This is a genomic window from Rahnella perminowiae, assembly GCF_019049755.1.
GTDB lineage: Bacteria > Pseudomonadota > Gammaproteobacteria > Enterobacterales > Enterobacteriaceae > Rahnella > Rahnella perminowiae.
On record NZ_JAFMOS010000624.1, the window covers coordinates 13,130 to 36,050 of the forward strand.

The 22,921-nt window shown below is 49.3% G+C and carries 26 protein-coding genes and 1 pseudogene; 25 read left to right on the forward strand and 2 right to left on the reverse strand.

The window, feature by feature from the left end; translation table 11 throughout:
* The first annotated feature begins 7 nt into the window (after positions 1–7).
* The 23 genes from J1785_RS21890 to J1785_RS22000 all read left to right on the forward strand — a co-directional run bounded on the left by J1785_RS21890 (position 8) and on the right by J1785_RS22000 (position 20,329).
* On the forward strand, positions 8–217 hold the full coding sequence (locus J1785_RS21890; RefSeq protein WP_217220725.1) for a hypothetical protein: 210 nt from the start codon (positions 8–10) through the stop codon (positions 215–217).
* An 82-nt stretch (positions 218–299) separates the two neighbouring features.
* Positions 300–1,067, forward strand: a complete 768-nt coding sequence (locus tag J1785_RS21895) for a hypothetical protein (protein WP_217220727.1) — start codon at positions 300–302, stop codon at positions 1,065–1,067.
* Positions 1,068–1,257: 190 nt separating this feature from the next.
* Positions 1,258–2,580, forward strand: coding sequence for a terminase large subunit (locus J1785_RS21900; RefSeq protein WP_217220763.1), 1,323 nt, complete (start codon positions 1,258–1,260; stop codon positions 2,578–2,580).
* A 35-nt stretch (positions 2,581–2,615) separates the two neighbouring features.
* Entirely contained in the window at positions 2,616–4,043 is a 1,428-nt protein-coding gene (locus J1785_RS21905; RefSeq protein WP_217220729.1) for an anti-CBASS protein Acb1 family protein, read from the forward strand.
* Complete coding sequence (locus J1785_RS21910; protein ID WP_217220731.1) at positions 4,015–4,839, forward strand: hypothetical protein; 825 nt, start codon at positions 4,015–4,017, stop codon at positions 4,837–4,839. The genes J1785_RS21905 and J1785_RS21910 overlap by 29 nt, the downstream gene beginning before the upstream one ends.
* A gap of 12 nt (positions 4,840–4,851) precedes the next feature.
* Complete coding sequence (locus J1785_RS21915; protein ID WP_217220733.1) at positions 4,852–6,432, forward strand: NUDIX hydrolase; 1,581 nt, start codon at positions 4,852–4,854, stop codon at positions 6,430–6,432.
* A 13-nt stretch (positions 6,433–6,445) separates the two neighbouring features.
* Entirely contained in the window at positions 6,446–7,315 is an 870-nt protein-coding gene (locus J1785_RS21920) for a hypothetical protein (protein ID WP_238483328.1), read from the forward strand.
* A gap of 18 nt (positions 7,316–7,333) precedes the next feature.
* Positions 7,334–8,365, forward strand: a complete 1,032-nt coding sequence (locus J1785_RS21925) for a major capsid family protein (RefSeq protein ID WP_217220735.1) — start codon at positions 7,334–7,336, stop codon at positions 8,363–8,365.
* Between the two features lie 72 nt (positions 8,366–8,437).
* Complete coding sequence (locus J1785_RS21930; protein ID WP_217220737.1) at positions 8,438–8,932, forward strand: hypothetical protein; 495 nt, start codon at positions 8,438–8,440, stop codon at positions 8,930–8,932.
* Between the two features lie 12 nt (positions 8,933–8,944).
* Positions 8,945–9,370 (forward strand): hypothetical protein, encoded by a 426-nt coding sequence (locus J1785_RS21935; RefSeq protein WP_217220739.1) that lies wholly within the window; start codon positions 8,945–8,947, stop codon positions 9,368–9,370.
* Complete coding sequence (locus J1785_RS21940) at positions 9,367–9,801, forward strand: hypothetical protein (RefSeq protein ID WP_217220740.1); 435 nt, start codon at positions 9,367–9,369, stop codon at positions 9,799–9,801. The genes J1785_RS21935 and J1785_RS21940 overlap by 4 nt, the downstream gene beginning before the upstream one ends.
* Entirely contained in the window at positions 9,785–10,729 is a 945-nt protein-coding gene (locus J1785_RS21945; protein ID WP_217220742.1) for a hypothetical protein, read from the forward strand. The genes J1785_RS21940 and J1785_RS21945 overlap by 17 nt, the downstream gene beginning before the upstream one ends.
* Positions 10,730–12,118 (forward strand): hypothetical protein, encoded by a 1,389-nt coding sequence (locus J1785_RS21950; RefSeq protein ID WP_217220744.1) that lies wholly within the window; start codon positions 10,730–10,732, stop codon positions 12,116–12,118. It begins immediately after the preceding gene.
* A 6-nt stretch (positions 12,119–12,124) separates the two neighbouring features.
* On the forward strand, positions 12,125–12,562 hold the full coding sequence (locus J1785_RS21955) for a hypothetical protein (protein ID WP_217220745.1): 438 nt from the start codon (positions 12,125–12,127) through the stop codon (positions 12,560–12,562).
* A gap of 5 nt (positions 12,563–12,567) precedes the next feature.
* Complete coding sequence (locus tag J1785_RS21960; protein ID WP_217220747.1) at positions 12,568–13,149, forward strand: hypothetical protein; 582 nt, start codon at positions 12,568–12,570, stop codon at positions 13,147–13,149.
* Between the two features lie 123 nt (positions 13,150–13,272).
* The gene (locus J1785_RS21965) at positions 13,273–15,162 is read left to right on the forward strand and encodes a lytic transglycosylase domain-containing protein (protein ID WP_217220749.1); all 1,890 of its coding nucleotides are present in this window, start codon (positions 13,273–13,275) and stop codon (positions 15,160–15,162) included.
* A complete protein-coding gene (locus J1785_RS21970; protein WP_217220750.1) occupies positions 15,162–15,878 on the forward strand; it encodes a hypothetical protein in 717 nt (238 codons plus the stop codon). The genes J1785_RS21965 and J1785_RS21970 overlap by 1 nt, the downstream gene beginning before the upstream one ends.
* A complete protein-coding gene (locus J1785_RS21975; protein WP_217220752.1) occupies positions 15,875–16,150 on the forward strand; it encodes a phage baseplate plug family protein in 276 nt (91 codons plus the stop codon). The genes J1785_RS21970 and J1785_RS21975 overlap by 4 nt, the downstream gene beginning before the upstream one ends.
* Positions 16,150–17,172 (forward strand): hypothetical protein, encoded by a 1,023-nt coding sequence (locus J1785_RS21980; RefSeq protein ID WP_217220754.1) that lies wholly within the window; start codon positions 16,150–16,152, stop codon positions 17,170–17,172. The genes J1785_RS21975 and J1785_RS21980 overlap by 1 nt, the downstream gene beginning before the upstream one ends.
* The gene (locus tag J1785_RS21985) at positions 17,169–17,882 is read left to right on the forward strand and encodes a hypothetical protein (RefSeq protein ID WP_217139197.1); all 714 of its coding nucleotides are present in this window, start codon (positions 17,169–17,171) and stop codon (positions 17,880–17,882) included. The genes J1785_RS21980 and J1785_RS21985 overlap by 4 nt, the downstream gene beginning before the upstream one ends.
* The gene (locus J1785_RS21990) at positions 17,879–18,211 is read left to right on the forward strand and encodes a hypothetical protein (RefSeq protein WP_217139196.1); all 333 of its coding nucleotides are present in this window, start codon (positions 17,879–17,881) and stop codon (positions 18,209–18,211) included. The genes J1785_RS21985 and J1785_RS21990 overlap by 4 nt, the downstream gene beginning before the upstream one ends.
* Complete coding sequence (locus tag J1785_RS21995) at positions 18,208–19,623, forward strand: ubiquitin-activating E1 FCCH domain-containing protein (protein WP_217220755.1); 1,416 nt, start codon at positions 18,208–18,210, stop codon at positions 19,621–19,623. The genes J1785_RS21990 and J1785_RS21995 overlap by 4 nt, the downstream gene beginning before the upstream one ends.
* Before the next feature lies 1 nt (position 19,624).
* Complete coding sequence (locus J1785_RS22000) at positions 19,625–20,329, forward strand: hypothetical protein (RefSeq protein ID WP_217139194.1); 705 nt, start codon at positions 19,625–19,627, stop codon at positions 20,327–20,329.
* Here the strand turns inward: J1785_RS22000 and J1785_RS22005 are convergent, their stop codons facing one another.
* Entirely contained in the window at positions 20,330–20,623 is a 294-nt protein-coding gene (locus J1785_RS22005; RefSeq protein ID WP_217220757.1) for a hypothetical protein, read from the reverse strand.
* A gap of 92 nt (positions 20,624–20,715) precedes the next feature.
* Here J1785_RS22005 and J1785_RS22010 point away from each other — a divergent pair, with 92 nt between their 5' ends.
* Entirely contained in the window at positions 20,716–21,720 is a 1,005-nt protein-coding gene (locus tag J1785_RS22010) for a hypothetical protein (RefSeq protein ID WP_217220759.1), read from the forward strand.
* Positions 21,720–22,139, forward strand: coding sequence for a tail fiber assembly protein (locus tag J1785_RS22015; RefSeq protein ID WP_217220761.1), 420 nt, complete (start codon positions 21,720–21,722; stop codon positions 22,137–22,139). Before J1785_RS22010 ends, J1785_RS22015 begins: the two co-directional genes overlap by 1 nt.
* A 339-nt stretch (positions 22,140–22,478) precedes the next feature.
* On the opposite strand, the pseudogene J1785_RS22020 reads toward J1785_RS22015, so the two are convergent.
* Positions 22,479–22,921: pseudogene (locus J1785_RS22020) on the reverse strand (hypothetical protein); the annotation flags it as partial.

The following is a 22,921-nucleotide window of genomic DNA, read 5'->3' on the forward strand; positions in this document are numbered from 1 at the left end:
GGTTGTGATGTTAGAAAATTTTCCACTGAGAGATACCACCGATGAACTTAAGCTTCAACGACGCGTTTTAGCTGTAGCTGCGGCCTTGGAAATTGCTAAGGTTTCGGCGTCCGCGTCAGGACGGGCACATTCTGACAAGGTAGCTGACGATCTCAGATACACAGCAGAAAACATTCAAAATCTGGCTGATGCAATTCTGACGGCAATCGAAAAATAATTCGTTTGAGCTCACAGCAGCCGCCTCCGGGCGGTTTTTTTATGCCCGTAGTTACCTGCGGAAAGTAAACCCTGGAGGAGGTATGGCAAGAAAGGATTGGGGCGAGCTACAAAAACAGTTCCTGTCCGACCATGCCGCAACGGGAATTCCCCCCGAAGAATGGTGTAAAGCGCAGGGGCTGAACTACAACACAGCAAAGCGCTATATCACGATTGCGAAAAGAAATGCGAATTCGCAGAAGGCAGAAAAAAAAACTGCGAATTTGCGAATTGCGAAAAGCGAAAAGAAACGCGCTGCATCTGGGAAAAAATTTGAGCCGCGTGAAGAATCCGCTGATGCGACCCCGCCCCCCGAAAATACGAAACGGATTCGCGGGTCCAGAAACGCACCGCCAGTTAACGCATTTCAGGAACAGAACACAGCGGCGCTAAAACATGGAGGTTACGCCAGAAGGCTGCTGCTGAGCGATGAGGTGATTGAGGATGCGAAAGCACTCACACTGAGCGATGAACTGTTTCGCCTACGCGCTGCGAATCTGATTGCTTCTGAAAACATTGGGCGCTGGAAAACGCAGTTAGAGGATGCGGAGCCTGACCAGATTAAAGCCTTGATTGAAAAAGGTCGCGCTGCTGAAACGGCGATGATGCGAAACACTGTCCGGATTGAATCAATCTGTCGGACGCTTGATATGATCAGCATGAACAAAGCGCTATTGCCTAAAATCGCCGCTGATATCGATTACCGAATAGTTGCCGCCGACAAGGTGGTTGCAGAGACTGAAAAACTGAAAGGTGAGGGCGGCGATCAGCAGGTCATTGTCCATAATGCACTACCGCTGCCTGGTCAGTAGAAAACTGTCAAAAATAACCATTTCGAACCGAAAAAACGCTATGCAAAAACAGGCTGGTTTTATGCACCGGTTATGCAGTTGTTTTTTGCTGTTTCCCTTTTGAAAAACCCCCTTAATACGCCATTCAACCAGTTCGCTCGATGAGTGCTTTCGGCGCGGGGCGGTTAATGGTCATTATGTTAAATAGGGGCTGATTTTGGACATTTACCTTCAGCCCCTGCATGAGGGGCAAGCCCGAGTATGGATGACCGGGTTGCAGCACCGAAATAACGCCGTCCGTTGCGGTCGACGGTGGGGTAAAACGGCAATGTTGGTGAATGCGGCCGTGACGTATTCCACCGCGAACTTTAAGCGGCCAGGTCTTGATTTGATGGCCGGCGCGCGCGTGGGGATCTTCACCGCAGAGTATCGCCAATATCAGGAAATTTTCGACAAGCTGGTTGAGTATCTTGGTCCATTAATCAAAACGCAAAGTCGTTCGGAGAAGCGAATACTCCTCAGGAACGGCGGCAAAATTGACTTTTGGGTAACCAATGACAACAAACTCGCCGGACGTGGCCGCGAATATGAATTGGTGCTCATCGATGAGGCTGCTTTCACTAAGTCGCCTGAAATGCTCCGCGAAATATGGCCCAAATCCATTAAACCAACGCTGCTGACCACAAAAGGCCGCGCGATGGTGTTCTCCACGCCAGATGGTGTGGATGAGGATAATTTCTTTTGGGCAATCTGTAACGATAAGTCTCTTGGTTTTTTCGAGCATCACGCTCCCACCTCATCCAACCCGTTCGTTCCTCCCGAAGAACTGGAGAATGAAAGGCTACTGTGCGAACCCCGCGTGTTCCGCCAGGAGTTTCTTGCTGAGTTTGTCGATTGGTCTACAGACGCCCTGTTCGATATTGAAAAGCTTCTTGTTGAAAGTCTCCCAGTCGATTACCCGCCGCACTGCTCCGCCGTGTTCGCTGTTATGGATACCGCCGTAAAGGGCGGTACTGAGCATGACGGCACCGCAGTCGTGTACTTCGCTCTGGAAAGCATGGGCACCCAGAAACTGACGATCCTTGACTGGGATGTTGTACAGATTGATGGCGCGCTATTGGAAGAATTTATGCCGTCGGTATTTAGTCGGCTGGAAGCACTCAGCGCCGAATGCCGGGCAATAAGCGGCGCGGTTGGAGTGTTCATTGAAGATGCATCAATGGGCAGTATCTTGCTTCAAAAAGGTACTGCGGCTGGTTGGCCGGTCCAGGCAATCGAATCAACGCTGACCAGCAAAGGCAAAGATGAGCGCGGGGTCATGTCGTCCGGGTACCACTACCGTGGACTGGCAAAGATGTCGCGCTATGCATACGAAAAGACGCTGCCTTTCAAAGGCGCCGTTGCCAATCACCTGTTTAAGCAAATTTCTCGCTTTCACCTCGCCGATAAAAACGCTCACAAACGGGCTGATGACCTTCTTGACTGCTACATGTACGGCCTGATCCTTGCGTTCGGCAACGGAGATGCTTTGTAGCGCGTTGGTGATGCCATGAGTAACAAGGATCTCTGATGTCAGACGATAACGAAATTGATATGGGCAGCAATATTGGCCGACTTACTCAGGTTCTGGAAAGCGAAGGTATTGAGCCTGGCTCTCAGGTCGGTTATGAAATCTGCAAGCTGATTTATCTTTACCACCCGCTGGGCGGGAAGATGGTAGACCGTCCGATTAAATTAGCGATGGGTGAATCGCGAACGGTCCATGTGACGCGTGGTCCGGAAAAGCGGCTTCGCGAAGCATTTGAGGCTGAGTGGAAAGTCATTAAAGCCGATAAGATAATCGCCAATGTGGCCCGCCAGTCGCGGATTTACGGCGTTGGGGCTGTGGTGATGCTTATCGATGGTCAGGATGCGAATTCCGCCGTGGAATTTAGCGACCTGTATAAACAGGGGGTGACGTTCAATGTCCTCGACCCGATGAATACAGCCGGTTCTATTGTTCTTAATCAGGATCCGAACAGCCCCGATTTTCAGAAAGTTTCAAGCGTCAGCGCCGCAGGGAAGGCGTACCACCAAAGCCGGTGCTGCGTAATGATGAATGAGGAGCCTATCTATCTGGCTTACACCTCATCAGCCTTCGGTTTCTCCGGGCGCAGCGTATTCCAACGGGCGCTCTATCCGCTGAAATCTTTTATTCAGTCGATGCGCGCAGATGACATGGTGACCATTAAGGCTGGGCTGCTGGTGGCCTTTATCCAGCAGGCTGGCTCTGTAGTGACCAAAGCTATGCAGGCAATGTCAGGTATCAAGCGGGCAATGTTGAAACGGGGGGCTAACGGGGATGTATTGCAAATAGGACTACAGGACCGCATTGAGTCGCTGGATCTGCAAAACCTCGAAAAACCACTCGATACCGCAAGAAATCATATCCTGGCAAATATCGCGACTGCCGCGGACATGCCTGCAATCCTGCTGAACAGCGAGACATTCACGCGAGGGTTTGGGGAGGGCACCGAAGATGCAAAAGCCGTGGCGCAGTATATCGATGATGTGCGCAAGGATTTGCAGCCGCTCTACGATTTCTTTGTGAGGATTGTCCAATACCGTGCCTGGTCGCCTGATTTCTTCGAGGCTTTACAGTCTGATCTGCCTGAGTACCAGAAAATATCCTATTCCACCGCGTTCACTTCTTGGATTAATAACTTTGAATACACCTGGCCTTCCGCGCTTAAAGAACCGGAAAGCGAAAAGGTGAAAGTGGATGAAACCCGGTTCAAAGCGATTACTGAAATGTTGACCGCATTGCTCCCGCAATTAGCTGACGACCCAGAGAACCGGGCGACGCTCATCAAGTGGGCTTGTGAAAACGCCAACATGAACGAGCATCTGTTTGCTGACAGGCTCGAACTGGATTACGACCTATTGCGGGAAAACCCTCCACAAAAACCACCGGCACCAGGGGACGGAAATGAACTCTTTCCTGAAAGAGCTGCGTGACGCAATCAAGGATTTTTTAGAGCGCGGCTACAGCAGCGAGGACCAGTTAATCACCTGGATGGAGCGCCTGCGCAATGCCACTGACGAAAAAGTTAACGGCAATGACTATTACACACAGGTTTCTCGTCGTTTCACTGCTGCTTACGACATGGAAGTTAACCGCGAGAAGGCGCTTAAGCGCCACCCTGGCGTAAGCCGGTTTACCCTGAATTACGTCGAGCCCAAACTCCGTTCTGAGCTGGATCGCCGCATCATGGCCGCAACGGACCTGATCAAACTGAACAGGACACAGGCGGTTGATAAGACACTCCAGAGATTCAGCGGCTGGGCGACCAGCATCCCGCCGATTACATCGATCAGCCCCGGACTATCTGCGTCCTCGCGGTCGGGCGTAATAAGTACAAGCCAGGATATTGCCAAGTCAGCGCAGCAAATCGACTTCGAAGAGCGGCGCGTGATGATTGATCAGTCTCATAAGCTGATCGCCAATATCGACAATATCATCGCCACAGAAGGCGGTGCGCTGGCGGCGGTATGGCATAGCCACTGGAGACAGCCCAATTATGACTATCGGGAGCCTCACAAGCATCGTGATCTGCTGGCGTACGCTATTCGCGGCAACTGGGCGATGAAAAAAGGGCTGATGCGAGCGGGGGATAACGGTTTTCTGGATGAGGTTACGCAACCGGCAGAAGAGGTTTTTTGCCGCTGTTACCTGACCTATGTATACAACCTGCGCAGCCTGCCGAAAGACATGCTGACGAAAAAAGGCGAGGCGTTTCTTCTCGCAGCATAAAAAGGGGGTTAGGTGGAAACCTACGCAGCAGGGATTTTATTCAAATCCGCCGGAAAAGTATTTCTGGTCAAGCGTGGGGATGATGGCACATGGGCAGTACCGGGCGGGAAAATCGATACAGGTGAAACGCCCGAATTTGCAGCGCGAAGAGAAGTGTTAGAAGAGTGTGGATTTGATTACAGCCCGCCTCTAACCCCTTACAGCCTGATCGGCGGTTACGTCACTTACTCTGTTGATAATGCCCCGACATTCGAGGCTGTGCTAAACGATGAAAATTCCGCGTGCGGCTGGTTTTCTCGCGATGCGCTTCCCGAACCGCTACACCCTGGCTTAGCCGCTATGCTCGATGCAGAACCGCTGAACGAAATGGACGTTGCGAAGCTTGTATCTGACGGTCAGCTTTCATCCCCGCAGTATTTCAAAAACATGTACCTGTGGGCAATGCGCATTACCGGCACCGGTATAACGTGGCGCTCAGCAGATAAGCAATTCGCATACCGCTCCCCGGAAAACTACCTGAACGAGAATTTTCTCGCGCGATGTAATGGCCTCCCGGTCATTTGGTGGCATCCAGAAGGAGCGACGCTGAACAGCGAGGAATATGCAGCAAGAACAATCGGGACGATCTGCCTTGCCTGGCTGGCTGGTGACGAAGTGTGGGGTGTTGCCCGCGTTTATGACACCGAAGCTGCCGAAAACCTGATTTCCAAGCAATTCAGTACATCACCAACAGTAACCCTATCCGGCGACAGCGATTTTTTAATTCAAGTTGACGGAAAACCGTTACTCCTTGAGGGCGCTCCTGTCCTGCTCGATCACCTGGCTATTTGTGAGCAAGGCGTTTGGGACAAGCTGGGGGATCCGACGGGTGTTAAATCCGACACACTTTTAAACGAGGTCCATAAAATGGATGAAGATAAATTTGTAGAGCTTTTCAATAAATGTATGGACGCTCGCTTAGCGAAGGCCGATGCAGAGGCGGAAGCCAAGGCAAAAGCTGATGCCGAAGAGGCGGACAAAAAAGCAAAAGCCGACGCCGAGGGCAAAGAAGCTGAAGAAGCAAAAGCCAAAAAGGACGCCGAAGAGAAAGAGGCCAAAGAGAAAGCTGATGCCGAAGAAAAGGAAAAGGCTGATGCGGAAATGGCAAAAATCCGCGCTGACATGGAAGAAATCAAAGGTCGTGTACCGGAAGAACTGAGCGATGAGGATCGCAATGACATCGCCGATACGCAACACAAGGCGGATAGCGTTTTCGCTTCATTCGGTGAGCGTGCCCCGATGGCCGTAGCCGGTGAAAAGCCTCTGGCATACCGCCGCCGCATTCTTACCAAACTCCAGCAGCATTCCACCGACTATAAAGCCGTTGACCTGTCGTCAATTTCTGACAGCCAGATGCTTTCCATCGCAGAGAAGCAGATTTACGCCGACGCGCAGAAATCAGCAGCTTCGAGTTTGGAACCTGGCGCAGGCTTGCGCGAAGTCGTTCGCCAGGATGCGACCGGCCGCAAGATCAGCACTTTCATCGGTGATGCAGAAAACTGCTGGGGGCCATTCAAAGCCCGCCGCGTTGCTGCTCAATTCTCTAAAGATTAAGCGGAGATAAAACATGTCAGTATTGACTGTAAACCCAATGCAAACCACCAACGCCAAAGGCACTTTTAACATTAAGTCCGAAGGCTTTATTCAGGGCGTCGCCATTGATGATCCTGCCGCTCGTTATGCGCTGGCGTTTGGTGCGCTTTCAAGTAGCGAAATTAAACCAATGTGGGGCGGCGTGGCCATCAACGAACTGCTACCCGGCGTTAATCCTTCTGCGCGTGGCTCCAACATTAAACGTGCTACGACACTTTCCGAACTGGTCGGTATCTCGGTATTTAATCAGGCCCATAACGGCCTCGTGACGCCACAATCTCCCGTACCTCTGTTCCTGAGCAATATGAGCGTGTCCTTCTATCGCTTCGGCTCAGGCGCTCGCGTACCGGTTAAAGCTTCCGACGCCGTTATCGCTCTTGCCGGCACCGGGATTTCCGTAAATCAGCCATTGGTGTGGAACTTCGCCACCGACAGTCTGGATGTTTTCAGTACGGTTGCGGCCAGTGTAGACACAGCTGGGATTACCTACACCCCCGCAACAGCCGCCGCCGACGGTTTTGCAACCGCCACGACTGCCAGCGCACATGGCCTTGCTGTGGGTGCCTACGTGACTATTACCGCGGCTGTCCCTGCTGCATACAACGGAACGGTTCAGGTTCTGAGTGTGCCATCTGGGACCATATTCACTTACAAGCCAGCATCAGTGCCTGCCGGTGCGGCGACCACTCAGGGTGCTGTAGGTGTCACCACGCAATCAGCCGTGGCGCTTCCAGTAAAAATCATTGAAACGCAGATGGGTAATAGCAAAACGGTCGCTTATGACAGCACCACCGGTTTTGCCACCTGGAACGACAGCGGCAACGTTGCCGTTATTCTGCTGTAACCGAGGAGAGGCTAAGACATGCCAGCTATTACACCTTCGTATCAAATCGTAAATCCGTCATTCATCATGCCGGAGATGATCCTCTCCTATCAGCAGGCATCTGGTGCATTCTCAGCGCTGGCCAGCGGTAATCCGCTCGTTCGCCTGGGTGATGGTGACCAGTATGTTTATCTGAAACGTCTGGATATTCGTACTCAGTCAGCAGCAAGCCAGTCAGGGAACGGCAACATGCTGCCTTCCGTTGCACTGGAAGCTCGCATGATGAGCACGCCGACTTACCTGCACCGCGCTCGTGCCATTTACGATCATCACGACATGTCCGCCGCTGGAGGTTGGGGCATTGCTCTGCCGGAAGCCCAGCGACTGGGTACTCGTCAGGCCATCTTCCAGCAGTTGCGCAGTTCACTGCTGTTTGGCATGAATCCTGCGGGCGGTGAGGGACTGTTAAATACTAACGGTGCAACCACAACGACATTGCCAGCTGACAGCACAGGCAACACGACAGTGCTGACTTACGATTCCGGTGAGCTTGCTGTGTTCCTTCTGGGCCGCATTCAGGCTGCGCGGACCCGTTGCATGCAAATGGGCGAAACCACACACATGGTTATTTTGGGTCCACAGCGCACACTCGGCGCAATGGAAATTCAGAAAATCGTTCAACTGACCAGTTATCAGCGCCCTGGGGCAGGTACTTCATCAGTGGCTGGAATGATCAAAGGCGTTGGTGCTGATGCTAATTTCACCATTGAATGGGCATATGACGACACGCTGATCGGTGCTGGCGCTAACGGTACTGACGCCGTGATCCTGGTTATGCCAGAAGTCGAGCGCCCGGAAGTGAATTCGAAGATTAACACCAACGAATTCGCGAAACTTTCCCCGTCGCTGGAAGCGACATCCCTTATGCTTTGTGACATGCCTGCACCGCGTGAAATTCCGACGCCGATTGCCGGTGGTGCTATCGATGTGCTTTCGGAATTGCGCTCTACCTCAGGCTGGGGTGTTCGTCCTGAAGCGATTGAAGTTATCAGCATGAATTACAGCGCTTAAAAACACTCATCTCGAAAACTCTTAACCCCGCAGCCAGCTGGTTTGCGGGTTTTTTATGTCCGGAGTAAATCAATGAAACTTCATATCGCAAATACCACCAAGCAACGCCACGATTTCACGTTCCGTCGTCTGGAAAAATCGAATTTGGTGCACCATCCGATCCGCGCTGGTGAGCAGTCCATTGTTCTGGACGGCACAACAGATGAGATTGATTACATTCTCAAACAACATGAAATTTATGGTCTGATCGATGCGACTCGAATTGACCAGAGCAAAGCATATATCGGTCTGTGCTACAGCATTGATAAACCAGTGGCATCGAAAATTATCGAAAAAGCGATGCGTGATAATGATCAGCATCTGACTCGAAAATCTAACGACCACCGCCAGGCATCTGCGTTCGCAACCAGTGAAAAACTCCGCTCTGAAGATTCGGGTTTTCATGGCGATCTGGAAGTGAGTGCAGAGCAGCGCTTAAAGACTGATGAGGACCCCCGAGACACAGATTTTGTGAATGAAACAATTTCTGTTGAAGGTGAAAAAAAGGGTTCTGGAAAGAAAAAATAATCGGGGTACAGCATGCCTGAACTATCCGGATTCATTCTTTTTATTCGCGATATCCTCGAAGTAAGTGCGGAATCTTTGCCGGATGATTCTCCCTATATCGCGAATAATTACGCTCTGTCGCTCGACTGGGTAAACCCGCAGCTTGTTTATATCAGCCCCCTGTTTTATTCGCAGGCAGTTTATAACCTCGCGGCTTCTTTTCTTATCAATTATGGGCCAACGGCTGTCTTTGGCGATATCAGAGAAAAACTCGGCCTAAATAATTTTACCGCCGGTGTTATCAGCTCATCTTTTGACAACAATACCGGGCAAACACGTGAGGTTAGCGACGCGCTGAAAAACCTTTCCCTTGCAGATCTGCAACAGCTCAAAGACCCGTATGGCCGTCGGTATCTGGAAATTGCTCAGCAATATGGTGACCTCTGGGGGCTTTCATGATCACTCTTCATTTCGGCGTGATTGATGTTCCTTACGAGGATGAAAACACGACCACTGGTGATGTGGCAGAATTTCTCGAGGAGAAATACAAAATCATGCAGACATTCTTTGATCGGCATGGTCAAGACATCGCTGATCTGATGAGTAAAGACCTTGCCGGGGGGCTTGAAAATCTTCTGGCTGGTGCGCCGACGTCGCGTGACCCTTTGGCGGAATCCATGTCGCAGGTGCATAACCTTTTCGTAGCATTTCTTGATAACCAGGAAATGAATGGAGCTGACGGGGTTCCGACCCTTCGAGCGCTGAAGGGGATCAGTAAGCGTTTCAAAAACAAAAAAGGCGAACCGCGTCCCTCGTTCATTGATACAGGAACGTATCAGGCCGCGATGCGTTCATGGGTTAGCGGGGTATTAAATGCCTTCCCTCAGTGAACTACAGCAAACCGCAAAAACTGAACTTAATGCTGCCTTGGCGCAGGGTATCGACGATATCAGCCGCTCAGGCATTGTTACGTTCACGAAATATATTCGGAAAGTCCTTCCCCTTGATGGTTTTGTTTTCTGGGTGAAGGCTTCGATCACTTCCGATGATGCTGACCCTGAACCCGACACGGTTGATGTGAAAGGTTATTTGCATCTGACCACAGAAAGCATTCAGGAGGATGAGCAGCTTTATGATAGGAACGTCGTCACCTTTACTGCTCAGGCTGATATCGACCCGTTCAACGACATTGGATCTGAAGTTCTCTACATTGGGGAGTTTTTCGGTATTCAGTTTTCGTTCTCTCGCCGGACGGGCCTGAACGAACAGGCCAACACATATCACTACACCGGTGAGGCTGTTTACCCGCACATGCGGTCGCAAATTATCAACTCTCCGGACGATATTGATTTAACGGACGTTGTGGTATCGAGTTCGCTGCCGGTCTGGTTGGGCCTTAGCCAGTTCATGCCTATGTTTCCATCAATGCTCTCAACCCAGAACCTTGCGCCACCGTACGCCACGGTCAAGTGCAGCAATACGGCACCCATTGCCGGGGGCTTTTACCTGGATGAAATGAACAATCAGTGGCAGTTGGTTACCGAGGACGTAACGGTTTCTATTACCGGCCTGCGAAATGCTGCAGTTGAAGATTTCCTTCGATATATCCAGCAATACACGTTGGGCGATGAAGCCGAGATGGGGGTTATGAATATTCCCGTTGTGCAGGATGAGCGCGTTACCCAGAACGAACTGAATATTATCGCTATGCGTAAAACCGTCAAATTTAAAATTAATTATTACCAGCAGCGCATGCGTAACGTCGCCCGCCAGCTGATCACGAAGTCAATCCCGACCATTTATGCGGAGGCTAAATAAATGGCAATTGTTAATATTAATATTTCAATCCTCAATCCGCCGAAGCCATCGCAACTTTTAAAATCTGGAGCAATGATATCTCAGGGCGGGACTACATTAACCCCTGGGAAATATCAGCTCCTGACTGGCTCATCCGACCTCAGCGATTATCTGAAAACCGTTGCGACCACCAGCATTGCGTGGGCAACTGGCGTTGTAACGGTCACTTTAGCCAGTCCTCATGGCTTAACAATCGGTGATGATGTGCTGGTTGCTATTTCCGGTGTTGCGCCTTCTGCCTATAACGGGTCTGTAATGGCCACGATAACCAGCACAACAGAGTTTACTTACTCTCTGACCACAAACCCTGGCGCCGTGACAACACAAGGAAACGTGATACCGCCTGCATCGTTAGAAATTAACCAGATGAACACGGTGTTCTGGGCTCAGGGGACGCGCCGTGCAGTTTACGTTCTTGAACTTGGTACCGGCGATTCTGCCGATGGTGTCTCAGCGCTGAGTGATTTCATTGCTGAAGATGTTTCTCTCGGCAATACCTACCAGACATTTTTCTCCTATCTTGCCCCGCGAGAGTGGGATACGGAGCCCACGTTTAAAACATTGGTGAATAACTACACCTCACCGGAGTATTTGGTGAAATTCTTCGTTACGACAACGATCAATACTTACACCGCCTGGGTGAATGCGGCCTACCCCAATGTTTATGCAGGCGTAGAAGCTCCTGCCGTTGTTGGTACTGAGTTCTCTATGGCATCTCACTTCCAATCTTCACTGGTGAATGACCCGGGATCATCAAACATGGTTCCGCCTATGGCGTACCGCTTCTTGTACGGCGTTACTGAGTATCCGCCAGCCGGGAATGGGACGCTGCTGAAAACATTAAAGGCCAACAATATCAATTATGTTGGGGATTCAGCTGAGGGAGGTCTCAGTAACAAAATGATCGTGGCCGGACACATGCTGGATGGCAACCCATTCAACTATTGGTATTCCGTGGCCTGGTGCGCAATCAACCTCGAACTGGATTTGGCCAACGAAGTCATCAACGGTTCGAATACCACGATCAACCCCCTATATTACGACCAGGACGGCATCGATCGACTGCAAAAACGCGGTCTGAAAACTCTCCGCTCGGGTATCAGCTACGGTCTCATCCTCGGGCAAGTCATCAGTACAAAACTCGATCAGACCACGTTCAATGAGAACTTCAACGAAGGTGACTATTCTGGAAGCGCGGTTATTAATGCCGTACCGTTCTCCAGTTACACCAGCCTCAACGAATCAGCGTATGCGGACGGTGAATACGGCGGTCTTAGTGCTGTCATGACGCCAAAACGCGGCTTCGAATCAATCACCTTCAATCTCAACGTCACCAATTTTGTGGGGTAAAAATAAATGCCAAATCCTTTAGTTGCTCAGGGATTTCTTAACCGCGTTAAGGCTTCATTATCGGTTACCGATATCCCGGCATTAAACATCACGGCCTCATACCTTGGTAAAGAGGGGATCAGCGTGCGGCCGGAAGGGCCGGCGACCGACATCATCGGCACGATGGCCGGCACGGTGGGTAGCCAGGTTCCCTATCAGCAGGTGACGATTACTGCCCACTTACTGAAAACTCAAAGTCTGGGGGCCAGCTATCAGAATCAGTTCGCAGTAGATACGGCGCTGGGCGAAGTCGTAGTCACTCCTGATGCAACCACATTCGGGACAGTTACCGCGCTGAATTGCTATCTGATGAACTTCAACGAACTGTTGCTCAACGGTACCGATGCCGGTTATGTCGTGACAATTTCCGGATATGTACCGGTCAACAGCAATATGTGGAACTGAACATCGTGAAAATTGATAAAAAGCTGAATTTTGTCAGCACAATCAGTCGGGATGATGGTTCGCTGATCTATCTGCATGTGGTGCCTTTCCCGTATGAGGTGGTTGAAAACCACTGTCTGCTGCTGGGAAATATGTTCAATAACTTCTTTTCGTTGGTCGGTACTGTCGGCGCTCCGCGCGTGGCCGCGATGATGCTGCGCAAGACCCTTAAGGCACAGCAGGAAAACGGTTCAATACCTGCTGGTACGCCAACAATCGTTGACGACATTCAGCGACTGGCAACGGTCATCTGGTCTGATGCCGGAGTATGGAAATCCTCCCCCTTGGATACCGCATTGAAACAAGGGATCCTGAGCGATGATGAATATCGTGAAGTAGAAGGGGAGATTGTTTTTTTTATGGTCTCCTCGGCTATTCAGAAAGCGAACCTGATCGTTCCAACTATTGGCAAAGCGTTGGAGATGTACAGCGGGCAACTCGTCTCATTGAATGCTACGGCGTTCAAAGATTCTTTACTGACGTTGAAAACGGATACCGATACCCCGAACCCGCCAGCCACGCAGGAACTATCACACATACCCTCTTAGACTGGGCTTCTAACGAGGGCTTCAGGGATCTCTGTCGCGAATATGATTTGGGGGATTATAAAAGCCCCCTGCATTTCAGGCAGCGGTTCATTCTTGAAGAAATAAGCAAGAAGGGATACTTCAATGGTGGCTAAATCGGTCCTTGAGATTGACGTCAATGACGATAAATTTCAGTCATTTCTCGAAAAATTCAGGGAGTATCAGAGCGCCATTGGCGAGCTGCCTGAGGCATGGCGTGAGGCGGCTCAGGGGATCGGTGTTAGCGCTAAAGCCACCGAGACCGCGCAGGTTAACTCTGAATCAATGGCGCAGGCGTTTGCCGATGGCGTGGCGTCCATTGCTGCGATAAATACCGGACTCGACCGGCTGAACGGCAATTTAGAGAAGGCCAACAAAACCCAGTCTGTTTTTAACAAAGCGACCAGCGGCGCACAGAAATTCCTGAACGGTGCAACCAAAGACGCCAAATCTCTGGCTGGCCACATTAAAGATGCTACGACCAGTCTGATTTCGTGGGGCACGATTGTTGGCGTTTTCTCTGGGCTTGTCGGCGCGGGTGGTCTGTTTGGATTAAATCGCCTGGCTGCTGGTGCGTCAGCGCAGCGATTCACCGCGCTTGGGCTCGGCACCACAGCGGGTGGCCTAAATTCCAGTGCGGTAAATTATCAAACTGCGCTCGGCAATCCAGTAGCCACTCTGGGCGCAATTCGTGACGCTCAGCTTGATCTTGGTAAACGTTGGCAGTTCGGCGCTATGGGGATTAAAAATCCTGACCAGGACCCGGCGAAACTCCTCCCACAGATGATCCGCAGTGCGCGGGATATCTTCGTACGCAACGGCAGCACGCTTCAGGGGGCGGAAGCTAACGGACTGACGAACTTCTTCTCTCTCGATGATCTGAACCGCTTTAAGCACATGAGCGATGCAGAAATCGACGCAATGCAAAAACGCGCAGAGCAGGACAGCCAGCAATTGCAACTGAGCGATCAGACGCAAAAGCAATGGCAGGATTTCAACGTCCAAATCCAGCGCAGCGGCGTTAGCATAGAAAACTCGTTTATCCGCGGTCTGGCACCGTTGGCCCCGCAACTCAGTAAGCTTTCAGACGCCTTTTCTGGTGCCATTGATACGGTACTCAAATCACCAGAACTGGGGAAATGGATTGATGGCCTTTCAAACGGCATTCAGAAGTTCGGAAATTACCTGGCGTCACCTGAGTTCAAATCTGATGTGGAATCATTTATCACAGGGGTGGAGAGACTTGGACATGCCATAGGCAAGGTAATTGACTGGATAACGGGGAAAACAAATCTCACGGTAGATGGAGTGACATCAGGCTCGTCAATGCTGAGCAACAAGGAGGTTAAAGACCCTCAGACCGGACAAAGTTACATCCCCGGCACTGATGGGGATCCGCGAGTTTGGGGATTTCTTAAACGAGGGCGGAAAATTTCAGGTATTGCGCCAACGGAATATGACGATTATTTCGATGAAGCGGCTAAAAAGTTTCATGTGAACTCGAAGCTTTTGAAGTCCATCACGGGTGCCGAATCTTCCTGGGATCCGAATGCCGTGAGTAAAGCGGGTGCGCAAGGGCTTATGCAGGTAATGCCTCAGAATTTCCAACCAGGTGAGAGCCCGTTCAACCCTCGCGATAACATCATGGCTGGTGCGCGTGTGCTGGCCGATGGAATGAAGTACGCTGAAAAAAATGGCGGTGGCCTTGAAGAGGCTCTTCGTTACTACAACGGGGGCATTCGACGAGGGAGTAAGGAGAATATTGAATATCCCTCCCGCGTCAAGGAGCAGTATGCGGCCCTGTATGGTCAGTCTAATACTGGTCAGAATGACCCGCAGCAAAACAATCTGCAAAAAGGCTCAGCTAAAACCGATCAGATACTTCAGCAAATTCTGGACAACCAACGGCGAAATAATGGCGGTGGTTTGACCATTAACAACAACACCGGCGGTAACGCCATTGTGACCAGCACACAGCTTGGAGGGTACGGATAATGGCCTTTACGAGAGAGTTGTATCGTCTGGGCTTCGAGATCTCGCCGGTAATTCTCAGTGAAGGGATCGCCCAGAGCATTCCCGGCGGGATGCTGCCGATTGTGGCGCTGACGCAAAGTGCCAGTTTTGTATCAAGCCTGATTGGCGGGTCAAGTTCGCTTACTGATCTGGATAAATATTTCTGTCATTGGTCGGCCATGCAGGGCTCGACAATGATTGATTACGATATCGCCACGTATTCATTTGCAAATCAGACAGTGGCCGCAAATGCGCTTTTAGCAAACCCGCTTCGTGTTTCCCTGCTGATGAGAACACCTATCAACGAAAACACCGGTGCGATGACGAAACTTGTAACGCTGAGTGCGTTACAAGCTGTTCTTCAGGCTCATGCGAATCTCGGCGGCACCTATGTTGTCGCAACCCCCGGGATCATTTATAGCAACTGTATTTTGAAAACTGTTCGCGACGTAACGGGCGGTAATGAGACGACCCCTCAGAGCCAATGGCTGTGGGATTTTGAGCAGCCTCTGGTTACTGAAACCAGCGCCGACCAGGCCGTCACAAATTTTCTCAATAAAATCGATGCTGGTGATAAACAGACCGGTAGTGCGTGGACAAATACGGCATCAGCGCTGGGGAATACAGCATTAGGTAGTGGCGTGACCAGCGGGATAAACGGGTTGATTAGTTCACTGAAAGGGACGTTTGGCATATGAGCACAGAACTCTACCCCTTCACTGGTGATGAGCAACAAAGCATGGCGTTTACGCCTGTTTTGGATGGCTCAGTGTACGACTGCCAAATAAAATGGAATATCGCCGCGCAGCGTTGGTACCTGAATATCAGTGATAACTCAGGAAGTCGATTGCTCACAATACCTTTGATTGAATCCACCACCAACAGTGGAATAAACCTCATTGCAGGAATTTTCTCTGAGACGGTTATGTATTGGAGGGGATCCAACGGTCAAATTGAGGTAACGAGCTGATGCGTTATTACGACATGAAAATATTCAACAGCGATGGAACAATTTACCGGGAATATTCAAGCCTCAAAAACGGTGTGTTTAACCCTGGTGCGCTGATGGTGGAATTCGACATACTCAGGTTTGGTGAGTCTACCCCGCAGGGGGAAAGCCATATAACAGTATGGGGTATCAGCCCACAGGAAATGCAGCAAGCCAGACAGAACATGAGTGGTAAAAAAATTCAGCTTTTCGCCGGGATGTCCCAAGGCTTACCGCTGGCTAAACCCCAGCAGAAGGGATTAGTCATTGAAGGTACGATATTTCAGGCTTTCGGCAACTGGCAAGGCACGGAATTACGGCTTGATTTCATCATTTTTGCCGGTCCAATCTCATCCTCCAATCCTGCTCCGCTTGCGCCAGTAAACCTGACATTGCCCTGGTTGGCAGGTCAGAAGTTATCTGATGCCTTAGTGCAGTGCTTCATGACGTTAGGCGGATATAAACCCAACATCAATATCAGTAATCGACTTGTTCTTAACCATGACAGGTCCATGTATTGTGGATCTTTGACTGGGTTAGCCAAAAATTTAAAAGATTTCTCATTATCGATGATCAGGGACCCCGGGTATTCAGGTATTGAAATTGCGGTTGTTAATGGCAATGAGCTGCGCGTGACGGATAATGATTACGCAAACCATCCTGACCAGACATCACGCAACAGTGCTGTTTACCGTAACAACAACCCCATCCAGATTGAATTCTCTGACCTCATCGGGCAACCCACCTGGATAAGGTTTGGCGTGGTAACTCTGGCCTGTGTAATGCGAGCTGATATACAGGTGGGTGACGTCATTCTGATGCCTAAGAAATCGCGCCCAATGATACAGGCGTCGTCATATTCGCAGTTCAGGGATGACGCCGCATTTTCTGGTTCATTTAAAGTCCAGTCTGTCCGATTTGTTGGCAACATTCGGCAACGTGATGGTGGTTCCTGGATAACTATTATTGAGGCCAATCCTGAAGCGGAGTTTGCGAAAAAATGATCGGGAATAAGCTGAATTTCGGCAGAAACATGAACCAGTTCACCGAACGCAAAATACAGGACGCTTTGGAAGTCGCTGGTAAAGTTTTGCCGGTTACAGTCATTAAGCGGTCAGGGAACATGATCACTGTTTCGTTTAGCCTGACAAACATTCCTTACACATTGCCGAAAGTGACCATCCCAATCTTTGGACCACAGTATATCAGGTACCCAATGCAACCGGGTGATCGCGGGATAGTTATCCCGGCAGATACCTATATTGGTGGCGTTAGCGGTCAGGGTGGCGGAACAGCGGATCTCACTCCTCCCGCAAATCTGAGTGCGTTGGTATTTTTGCCTATCAGTCATACTGAATGGGATTCTGTAGATGGGGATGTGTTAACACTTTACGGGCCGGAAGGGGTCACAATCCGCGATGCGGGCAGCAACACCACTTTTCTTTTGACACCTGAAGCTGTGACAATTGCCGCGCCTTCGCAGTTCAAAGTTACGGTAGGGGACAGTGTTCTTACCCTCACTCAGGGTCAATGGAGCCTCACTGGAACGACAGGAAATCTTCAGGACAGTCAGGCCAGTACAAGCCCTGCGATCATGCATGCGGGCTGGGCATCATTGGTCATGTGGCTGAACTCTCACATTCATACCAACGGGAACGGCGGAAGCAATACTGGGGCGCCTACGAGCAATTTTAATGGGAGTATCACGCAATGAGGACTTATGGCCGCGATTCGTCCGGTCGCTGGGTTGCCGTTGAGACGGACGAAAACGGTTTTAACGATGCGATATATCTCACGACCCTTGTGCAAATCTTAAAGTTAGCTCCCCAAGAATCACCTTTCTTTGCGGATAAAGGGGTACCAGCAAACGGCTCAGTGATTCAGCAGATATTACCCACCTATTATGTGAATCGTGTTCAACAGCAGTTCAGCCAATACTTCTCGTCGCTGCAAATAGCCATGATTTCTGATGATCCTCCGACTTATAACATCTCAGTTATCACTAACTCAGGTTCGAAAATTGTCACGCAGGTATACGTATGAGCGATTTATCAGTTATTTATGATGCTTCAGGGCCGGTGCCACAAACTGCAGCTGACTTGCGTAGCAAGCTTGTCACCCTTGCAACCGCACAATCACCTGGGATTACGACTGAATTGCCGGCGTCCCTGATCGAAGACATTTTAGGTACAAACGTCGGTGCGTTGTTGATCTGCGATCAAGCCCGGGTAGACCTCATCAACTCTGTCGGGCCACTGACGGCAAATTTAACGATGCTGAACACTCTGGCTCAGCAATACGGTGTCGCCTCACAGAAAACGGAAGGTTCCACTACCGTCCCTGTGGTGTTCTCTGGCCCTCCCGGTTTCCCGATACCGCAAGGATTTATCGTCTCAGATGGAACTTACCAATACACGCTGCTGGACGCTGTAATTATCCCGACATCCGGGAATACCGCAGCCGTGACCTGTGAGGCAACGATTACTGGAACCTGGGCGGTTCCGGCAAACACCGTCAATCAGATTCTAACCAGCCTGCCATCGGATATCTCAATTACCTGTAACAATCCCACAGCGGGAACGCCAGCGGGCGGAGCTGAATCTAATGCCGAATTCAGGGAGAGAGTATGGCAAGCGGGGATGTCTACCGTGCAGGGGTACCCGGGGTTTATCAGACAAAAACTTACTGATGTGGACAACGTTCAGGCTCGCCTAGTTTCCGTAGTTGCCGATGGCACCGGTTGGATCATCATGTGTGGCGGTGGTGATGTTTTCTCGATGGCCGGTGCAATTTATAAATCAGCAGGTGACATCAGCAGACTCAAAGGGGCAACGATAAACGTAACGGGTATAACAAATGCCTCACCCGGCGTCGTAACCACCGATATCACGCATGGATATACAACCGGTCAGATTATACAAATTAATGGATTGACGGGGATCACGGGAATTAATGGGTTATCGTTAACGGCCACCGTGCTTGGCCCCAATACGTTTTCCATCGGGGTTAACACTTCTGCATCAGGAACTTGGACTGGCGGGGGCGTAGTCACGCCGAATTTGAGAAATAACACCGTGTCAATTAACGACTGGCCGGATAGTTATTTAATCCCGTTTGTTATCCCACTGCAGCAGCAGGTCACGGTCAGATTTAAATGGGCTACTGAAGGGGTAAATTACTTAACTGATGCAACAGTGGCGTCCTTGGTTACCGCACCGTCTATTTCCTACATAAATGGCATTTATGCCGGTAAGCCTCTGAACATCAATAATCTGAAAGATTTGTTTCTTCAGGCAATTAATACCACACTCGATATGAGCTTGATAAGTAATCTCGATGTTGTGGTGACGGTCAATGGAGTAATAACTAACGTTGACGACAATACAAACATCATCAGCGGCGATCCATATAGCTACTGGTTTATTGCTGATGATGGGGTAACCGTGGGTAGCTGAAATGCTGGACGATATTATCAGATCGTATCTTTATACACAGTATAATGATGATGAAAACATTCAGGCTTTTGTTGATACATATAATACGTTAGCAAAGGAAATATTTGATTGGATGAAACAAGCCAATCTTCCGGTTTTCATTAATGGGTTTAACGCAGGCGAACAGCTTAAATGGATTGCGAGCGGTATATACGGAGTGAAGCCCCCCGTATTAATCAGTAGTAAGCGTCAGGTTTTCGGGCCATACAATACCGCCATGTTCAACCAGCTCCCATATAACGGGAAGAAAGTTAAAAATGATTCGGACCAGGTTGTAGTTTCCGACGATCTCTTTAAGAGGATTATGACCTGGAACTATTACAAAGGAGATGGATTTAACTTTACGATACCCTGGCTGAAGCGTCGTATCATACGGTTCCTTACCGGTATTGATGGTGTGGATGTCGCGAATGACCAGCGATGGAGCGTATCGGTTTTATTCTCTGATGCCGGTGCAAGCATATCAATCATCAAAGGGTACAGGAAGCTGACTAATTCAGCCCTGTATAACACATTCGGATTCAACACCCGAACATACCAACAGGACACCAACGTATTGATAAAAAGCACCGAATATGAATACTCATCCCTGTTTAAGCAGGCCTTTGATAGCGGCCTACTACATATGCCTTTTTATCAACCTGTTTCTGTAACTATCATTGGTTGATTAAATAGTTACGTCATCGACTCTTGTTTTGATTTCATCTTTTTGTTTTTTTGCTTTCAGATCTCTGCCATCCGTTGAAATAGATAAGTGAAATTTCAAACATTGGCAAATTACTAAAAGCAACACAACAACAAAGAAAAGTGAGATGCTGAATTTAATGTTCTCGAATGGTGGCATCCCACCCTGAGCCCACATATCAAAAATGAGAACAATAAGAATTACAGAAAGGACAATCGTCATAGTACTGATGATTGCAAGCAATGCTTTAATCACAATCACCGCAATATTACTCATCTTAAAACCCCTAGCCTTTGGTTGAATATGGTGAATATTTTACCATTTAAATTAGGTTGGCGGATTTTTATTGCCTAAATCCCGGAGGATAAATGGCCTTAACACTTTTGGCTTTCAATAACGCTTCGTCGGTATTGGCTGCAGGTATCAGCGCGTCAGCGACATCACTCGCCGTCAATACAGGCACTGGTACTTTATTCCCTTCACCTGTTTCCGGAACCAGTTATTTCAAGCTTACACTGCTTGATGCTGCAACGGGCACTATTACAGAAATCATGCACGTAACCGCGGTAAGTGGCGACACATTTACGGTTTTACGCGGGCAGGAGGGGACAACAGCAAGGATATGGTCAGCGAATGATATCGCGGCGAATATGCTTACCGCCGGCAGTTTGTTGTCGATGTTGCAAATCAACAATAATCTCTCTGAAATTGCCGCCGCTGGCACAGCAGCGCAAAATGCAGCTTTGAAAAATCTCGGGTCAAGTGATGGCACGTTAAATGGACGCCTCATCAACGTCCAAATATTTGTTAACAATGGGCAGTACACGCCAACCACCGGAACAAAAAAAATTATCGTTGAAGCAATTTCTGGAGGTGGAGGTAGCCTATCTGGGAGTGCCCCTAGCGGTCAAACTGGAGGGTGTCCACCAGGTTATCATGGACAGTACAATAAATCCCAATTTGATCTCAGTGCTATTTCAACACCTCTTACGGTTACTGTAGGTTCAGGCGGCACTGCGAATAATTATGGTGGAGCAACGTATTTTGGCCCTTACATGTCTTTAGGCGGCGGCAACCCTGCAGATGCAACAACTTCTTCTTCATCCTCAAGCATTGCAGGTAGGGCTTACCCCATCACTGGTGCGGTCAATACCTCTACGGGACTCATTATATCATCTTCTCAGGGTGAGACATTTTCTACGCAGTTAGTTCAGGTTACAGCTGGAGTAGCATGTGGATTTTCCGCTCCAGCTTCTCCATTTCCTGGTGGATGGCAGGGCAGAGGCGCGGATGGTACTTACGCAAGTGGTGCTATAAGTTACACAGGGAAAACCGGCAATCCGGGCATGTTAATTGTATGGGAGTATTCCTGATGAATGTTAGTGATTACGCGGTAATAAATAGTGATGGAGAAATTATCAACGTGGTTCTATGGGATGGAGAAACCGATTGGACTCCGCCAGATGGGTCGACAGCTATTAAAGTTAATGATAGTGGCGCAGGCATAGGCTGGACCTACAAAAGTGGTGTTTTCACTGCTCCACCACTAACAGATGACCAAATCGCTGCACAGAACGCAAATAAACTTGCGGACAACTTGTCGCAAAAAACGGCATTGATGGATTTTGCCAGCGAGCGGACCTCAGTTCTGCAAGATGCCGTTGATCTGGATATGGCGACTGATGCAGAAACTGCGGCGTTGCCGCTGTGGAAAAAATATCGTGTATTGCTAAGTCGGATTGATGCCAATACATCGGATGATGTCGTGTGGCCTACACCACCCACTGAATAAATCAGATAACCGCCCATTGATGGCTGTGTTTGCCTGATAGGATTGGAGCCAGCGTTTGGACGTAAAAAAGCCTTCGCGAAAGAAGTCCAGTGAATCATCACTAAGTTTAGTTTTGGAACGAGAGCGCATTTCCATTCTGTAAGATACAGTAAACTTTGAAATAGCTACGGCAGAGGAAATGTCAACGTTGCCGATTTGGAAAATATCGTGTGCTTTTAAGCCGGTTGGATGCAAGTACCTTTTATGATGTTGGATGTCCGAAAACATCTATATCATGAATTTTTTAGAAAAAAGCCCGTTTCAAAGACGGGCTAGCAGTTACAGGGGGCATTGTATTATCTATGACCGTAAGATAATTCGTTTTGCTTTACGAGTTGCACGTTTAAGTATTGATCCACGTGTAATAACATTTGTTATTTCATTGGAACGATACTGGATAAGTGCTTCAATATCATGCAATTGCTTAGTTAGAACATTAAATCGATCATGGGCCCAGCCTCCTTGCTGTTGAGAGAATAAAGCATCGAGTTTATTAGATATGCCAAATAATGAACTATTTTCACGTATAGAAGCTAATTCACTCTCAAGTTGCATTATTTTTTTTATGTATCCAGGAATAAGAGCCATTGTATATTTAATCGGCACATTCCCGTTGGCGAATGGTCTGTAACTACGATAGTTGTTTTTCTCACTATTGCCACTAATTAGCATGCCTGTGTTGGCGACCCTATACCATAATAGCGGTTCCGGTATTACCAGTAATTTATACCGAGCAGTGGTAG

What these genes read in the sequence shown, in the direction of transcription:
- J1785_RS21950 (WP_217220744.1), top strand. Translation starts at nt 10,730, where the DNA reads ATGGCAATTGTTAATATTAATATTTCAATCCTCAATCCGCCGAAGCCA.
- J1785_RS21980 (WP_217220754.1), top strand. Translation starts at nt 16,150, where the DNA reads ATGCGTTATTACGACATGAAAATATTCAACAGCGATGGAACAATTTAC.
- J1785_RS22015 (WP_217220761.1), top strand. Translation starts at nt 21,720, where the DNA reads ATGAATGTTAGTGATTACGCGGTAATAAATAGTGATGGAGAAATTATC.
- J1785_RS21930 (WP_217220737.1), top strand. Translation starts at nt 8,438, where the DNA reads ATGAAACTTCATATCGCAAATACCACCAAGCAACGCCACGATTTCACG.
- J1785_RS21975 (WP_217220752.1), top strand. Translation starts at nt 15,875, where the DNA reads ATGAGCACAGAACTCTACCCCTTCACTGGTGATGAGCAACAAAGCATG.
- J1785_RS21940 (WP_217220740.1), top strand. Translation starts at nt 9,367, where the DNA reads ATGATCACTCTTCATTTCGGCGTGATTGATGTTCCTTACGAGGATGAA.
- J1785_RS21965 (WP_217220749.1), top strand. Translation starts at nt 13,273, where the DNA reads ATGGTGGCTAAATCGGTCCTTGAGATTGACGTCAATGACGATAAATTT.
- J1785_RS21995 (WP_217220755.1), top strand. Translation starts at nt 18,208, where the DNA reads ATGAGCGATTTATCAGTTATTTATGATGCTTCAGGGCCGGTGCCACAA.
- J1785_RS21970 (WP_217220750.1), top strand. Translation starts at nt 15,162, where the DNA reads ATGGCCTTTACGAGAGAGTTGTATCGTCTGGGCTTCGAGATCTCGCCG.
- J1785_RS21895 (WP_217220727.1), top strand. Translation starts at nt 300, where the DNA reads ATGGCAAGAAAGGATTGGGGCGAGCTACAAAAACAGTTCCTGTCCGAC.
- J1785_RS21990 (WP_217139196.1), top strand. Translation starts at nt 17,879, where the DNA reads ATGAGGACTTATGGCCGCGATTCGTCCGGTCGCTGGGTTGCCGTTGAG.
- J1785_RS21910 (WP_217220731.1), top strand. Translation starts at nt 4,015, where the DNA reads ATGAACTCTTTCCTGAAAGAGCTGCGTGACGCAATCAAGGATTTTTTA.
- J1785_RS22000 (WP_217139194.1), top strand. Translation starts at nt 19,625, where the DNA reads ATGCTGGACGATATTATCAGATCGTATCTTTATACACAGTATAATGAT.
- J1785_RS21925 (WP_217220735.1), top strand. Translation starts at nt 7,334, where the DNA reads ATGCCAGCTATTACACCTTCGTATCAAATCGTAAATCCGTCATTCATC.
- J1785_RS22010 (WP_217220759.1), top strand. Translation starts at nt 20,716, where the DNA reads ATGGCCTTAACACTTTTGGCTTTCAATAACGCTTCGTCGGTATTGGCT.
- J1785_RS21945 (WP_217220742.1), top strand. Translation starts at nt 9,785, where the DNA reads ATGCCTTCCCTCAGTGAACTACAGCAAACCGCAAAAACTGAACTTAAT.
- J1785_RS21985 (WP_217139197.1), top strand. Translation starts at nt 17,169, where the DNA reads ATGATCGGGAATAAGCTGAATTTCGGCAGAAACATGAACCAGTTCACC.
- J1785_RS21905 (WP_217220729.1), top strand. Translation starts at nt 2,616, where the DNA reads ATGTCAGACGATAACGAAATTGATATGGGCAGCAATATTGGCCGACTT.
- J1785_RS21935 (WP_217220739.1), top strand. Translation starts at nt 8,945, where the DNA reads ATGCCTGAACTATCCGGATTCATTCTTTTTATTCGCGATATCCTCGAA.
- J1785_RS21920 (WP_238483328.1), top strand. Translation starts at nt 6,446, where the DNA reads ATGTCAGTATTGACTGTAAACCCAATGCAAACCACCAACGCCAAAGGC.
- J1785_RS22005 (WP_217220757.1), bottom strand. Translation starts at nt 20,623, where the DNA reads ATGAGTAATATTGCGGTGATTGTGATTAAAGCATTGCTTGCAATCATC.
- J1785_RS21890 (WP_217220725.1), top strand. Translation starts at nt 8, where the DNA reads ATGTTAGAAAATTTTCCACTGAGAGATACCACCGATGAACTTAAGCTT.
- J1785_RS21955 (WP_217220745.1), top strand. Translation starts at nt 12,125, where the DNA reads ATGCCAAATCCTTTAGTTGCTCAGGGATTTCTTAACCGCGTTAAGGCT.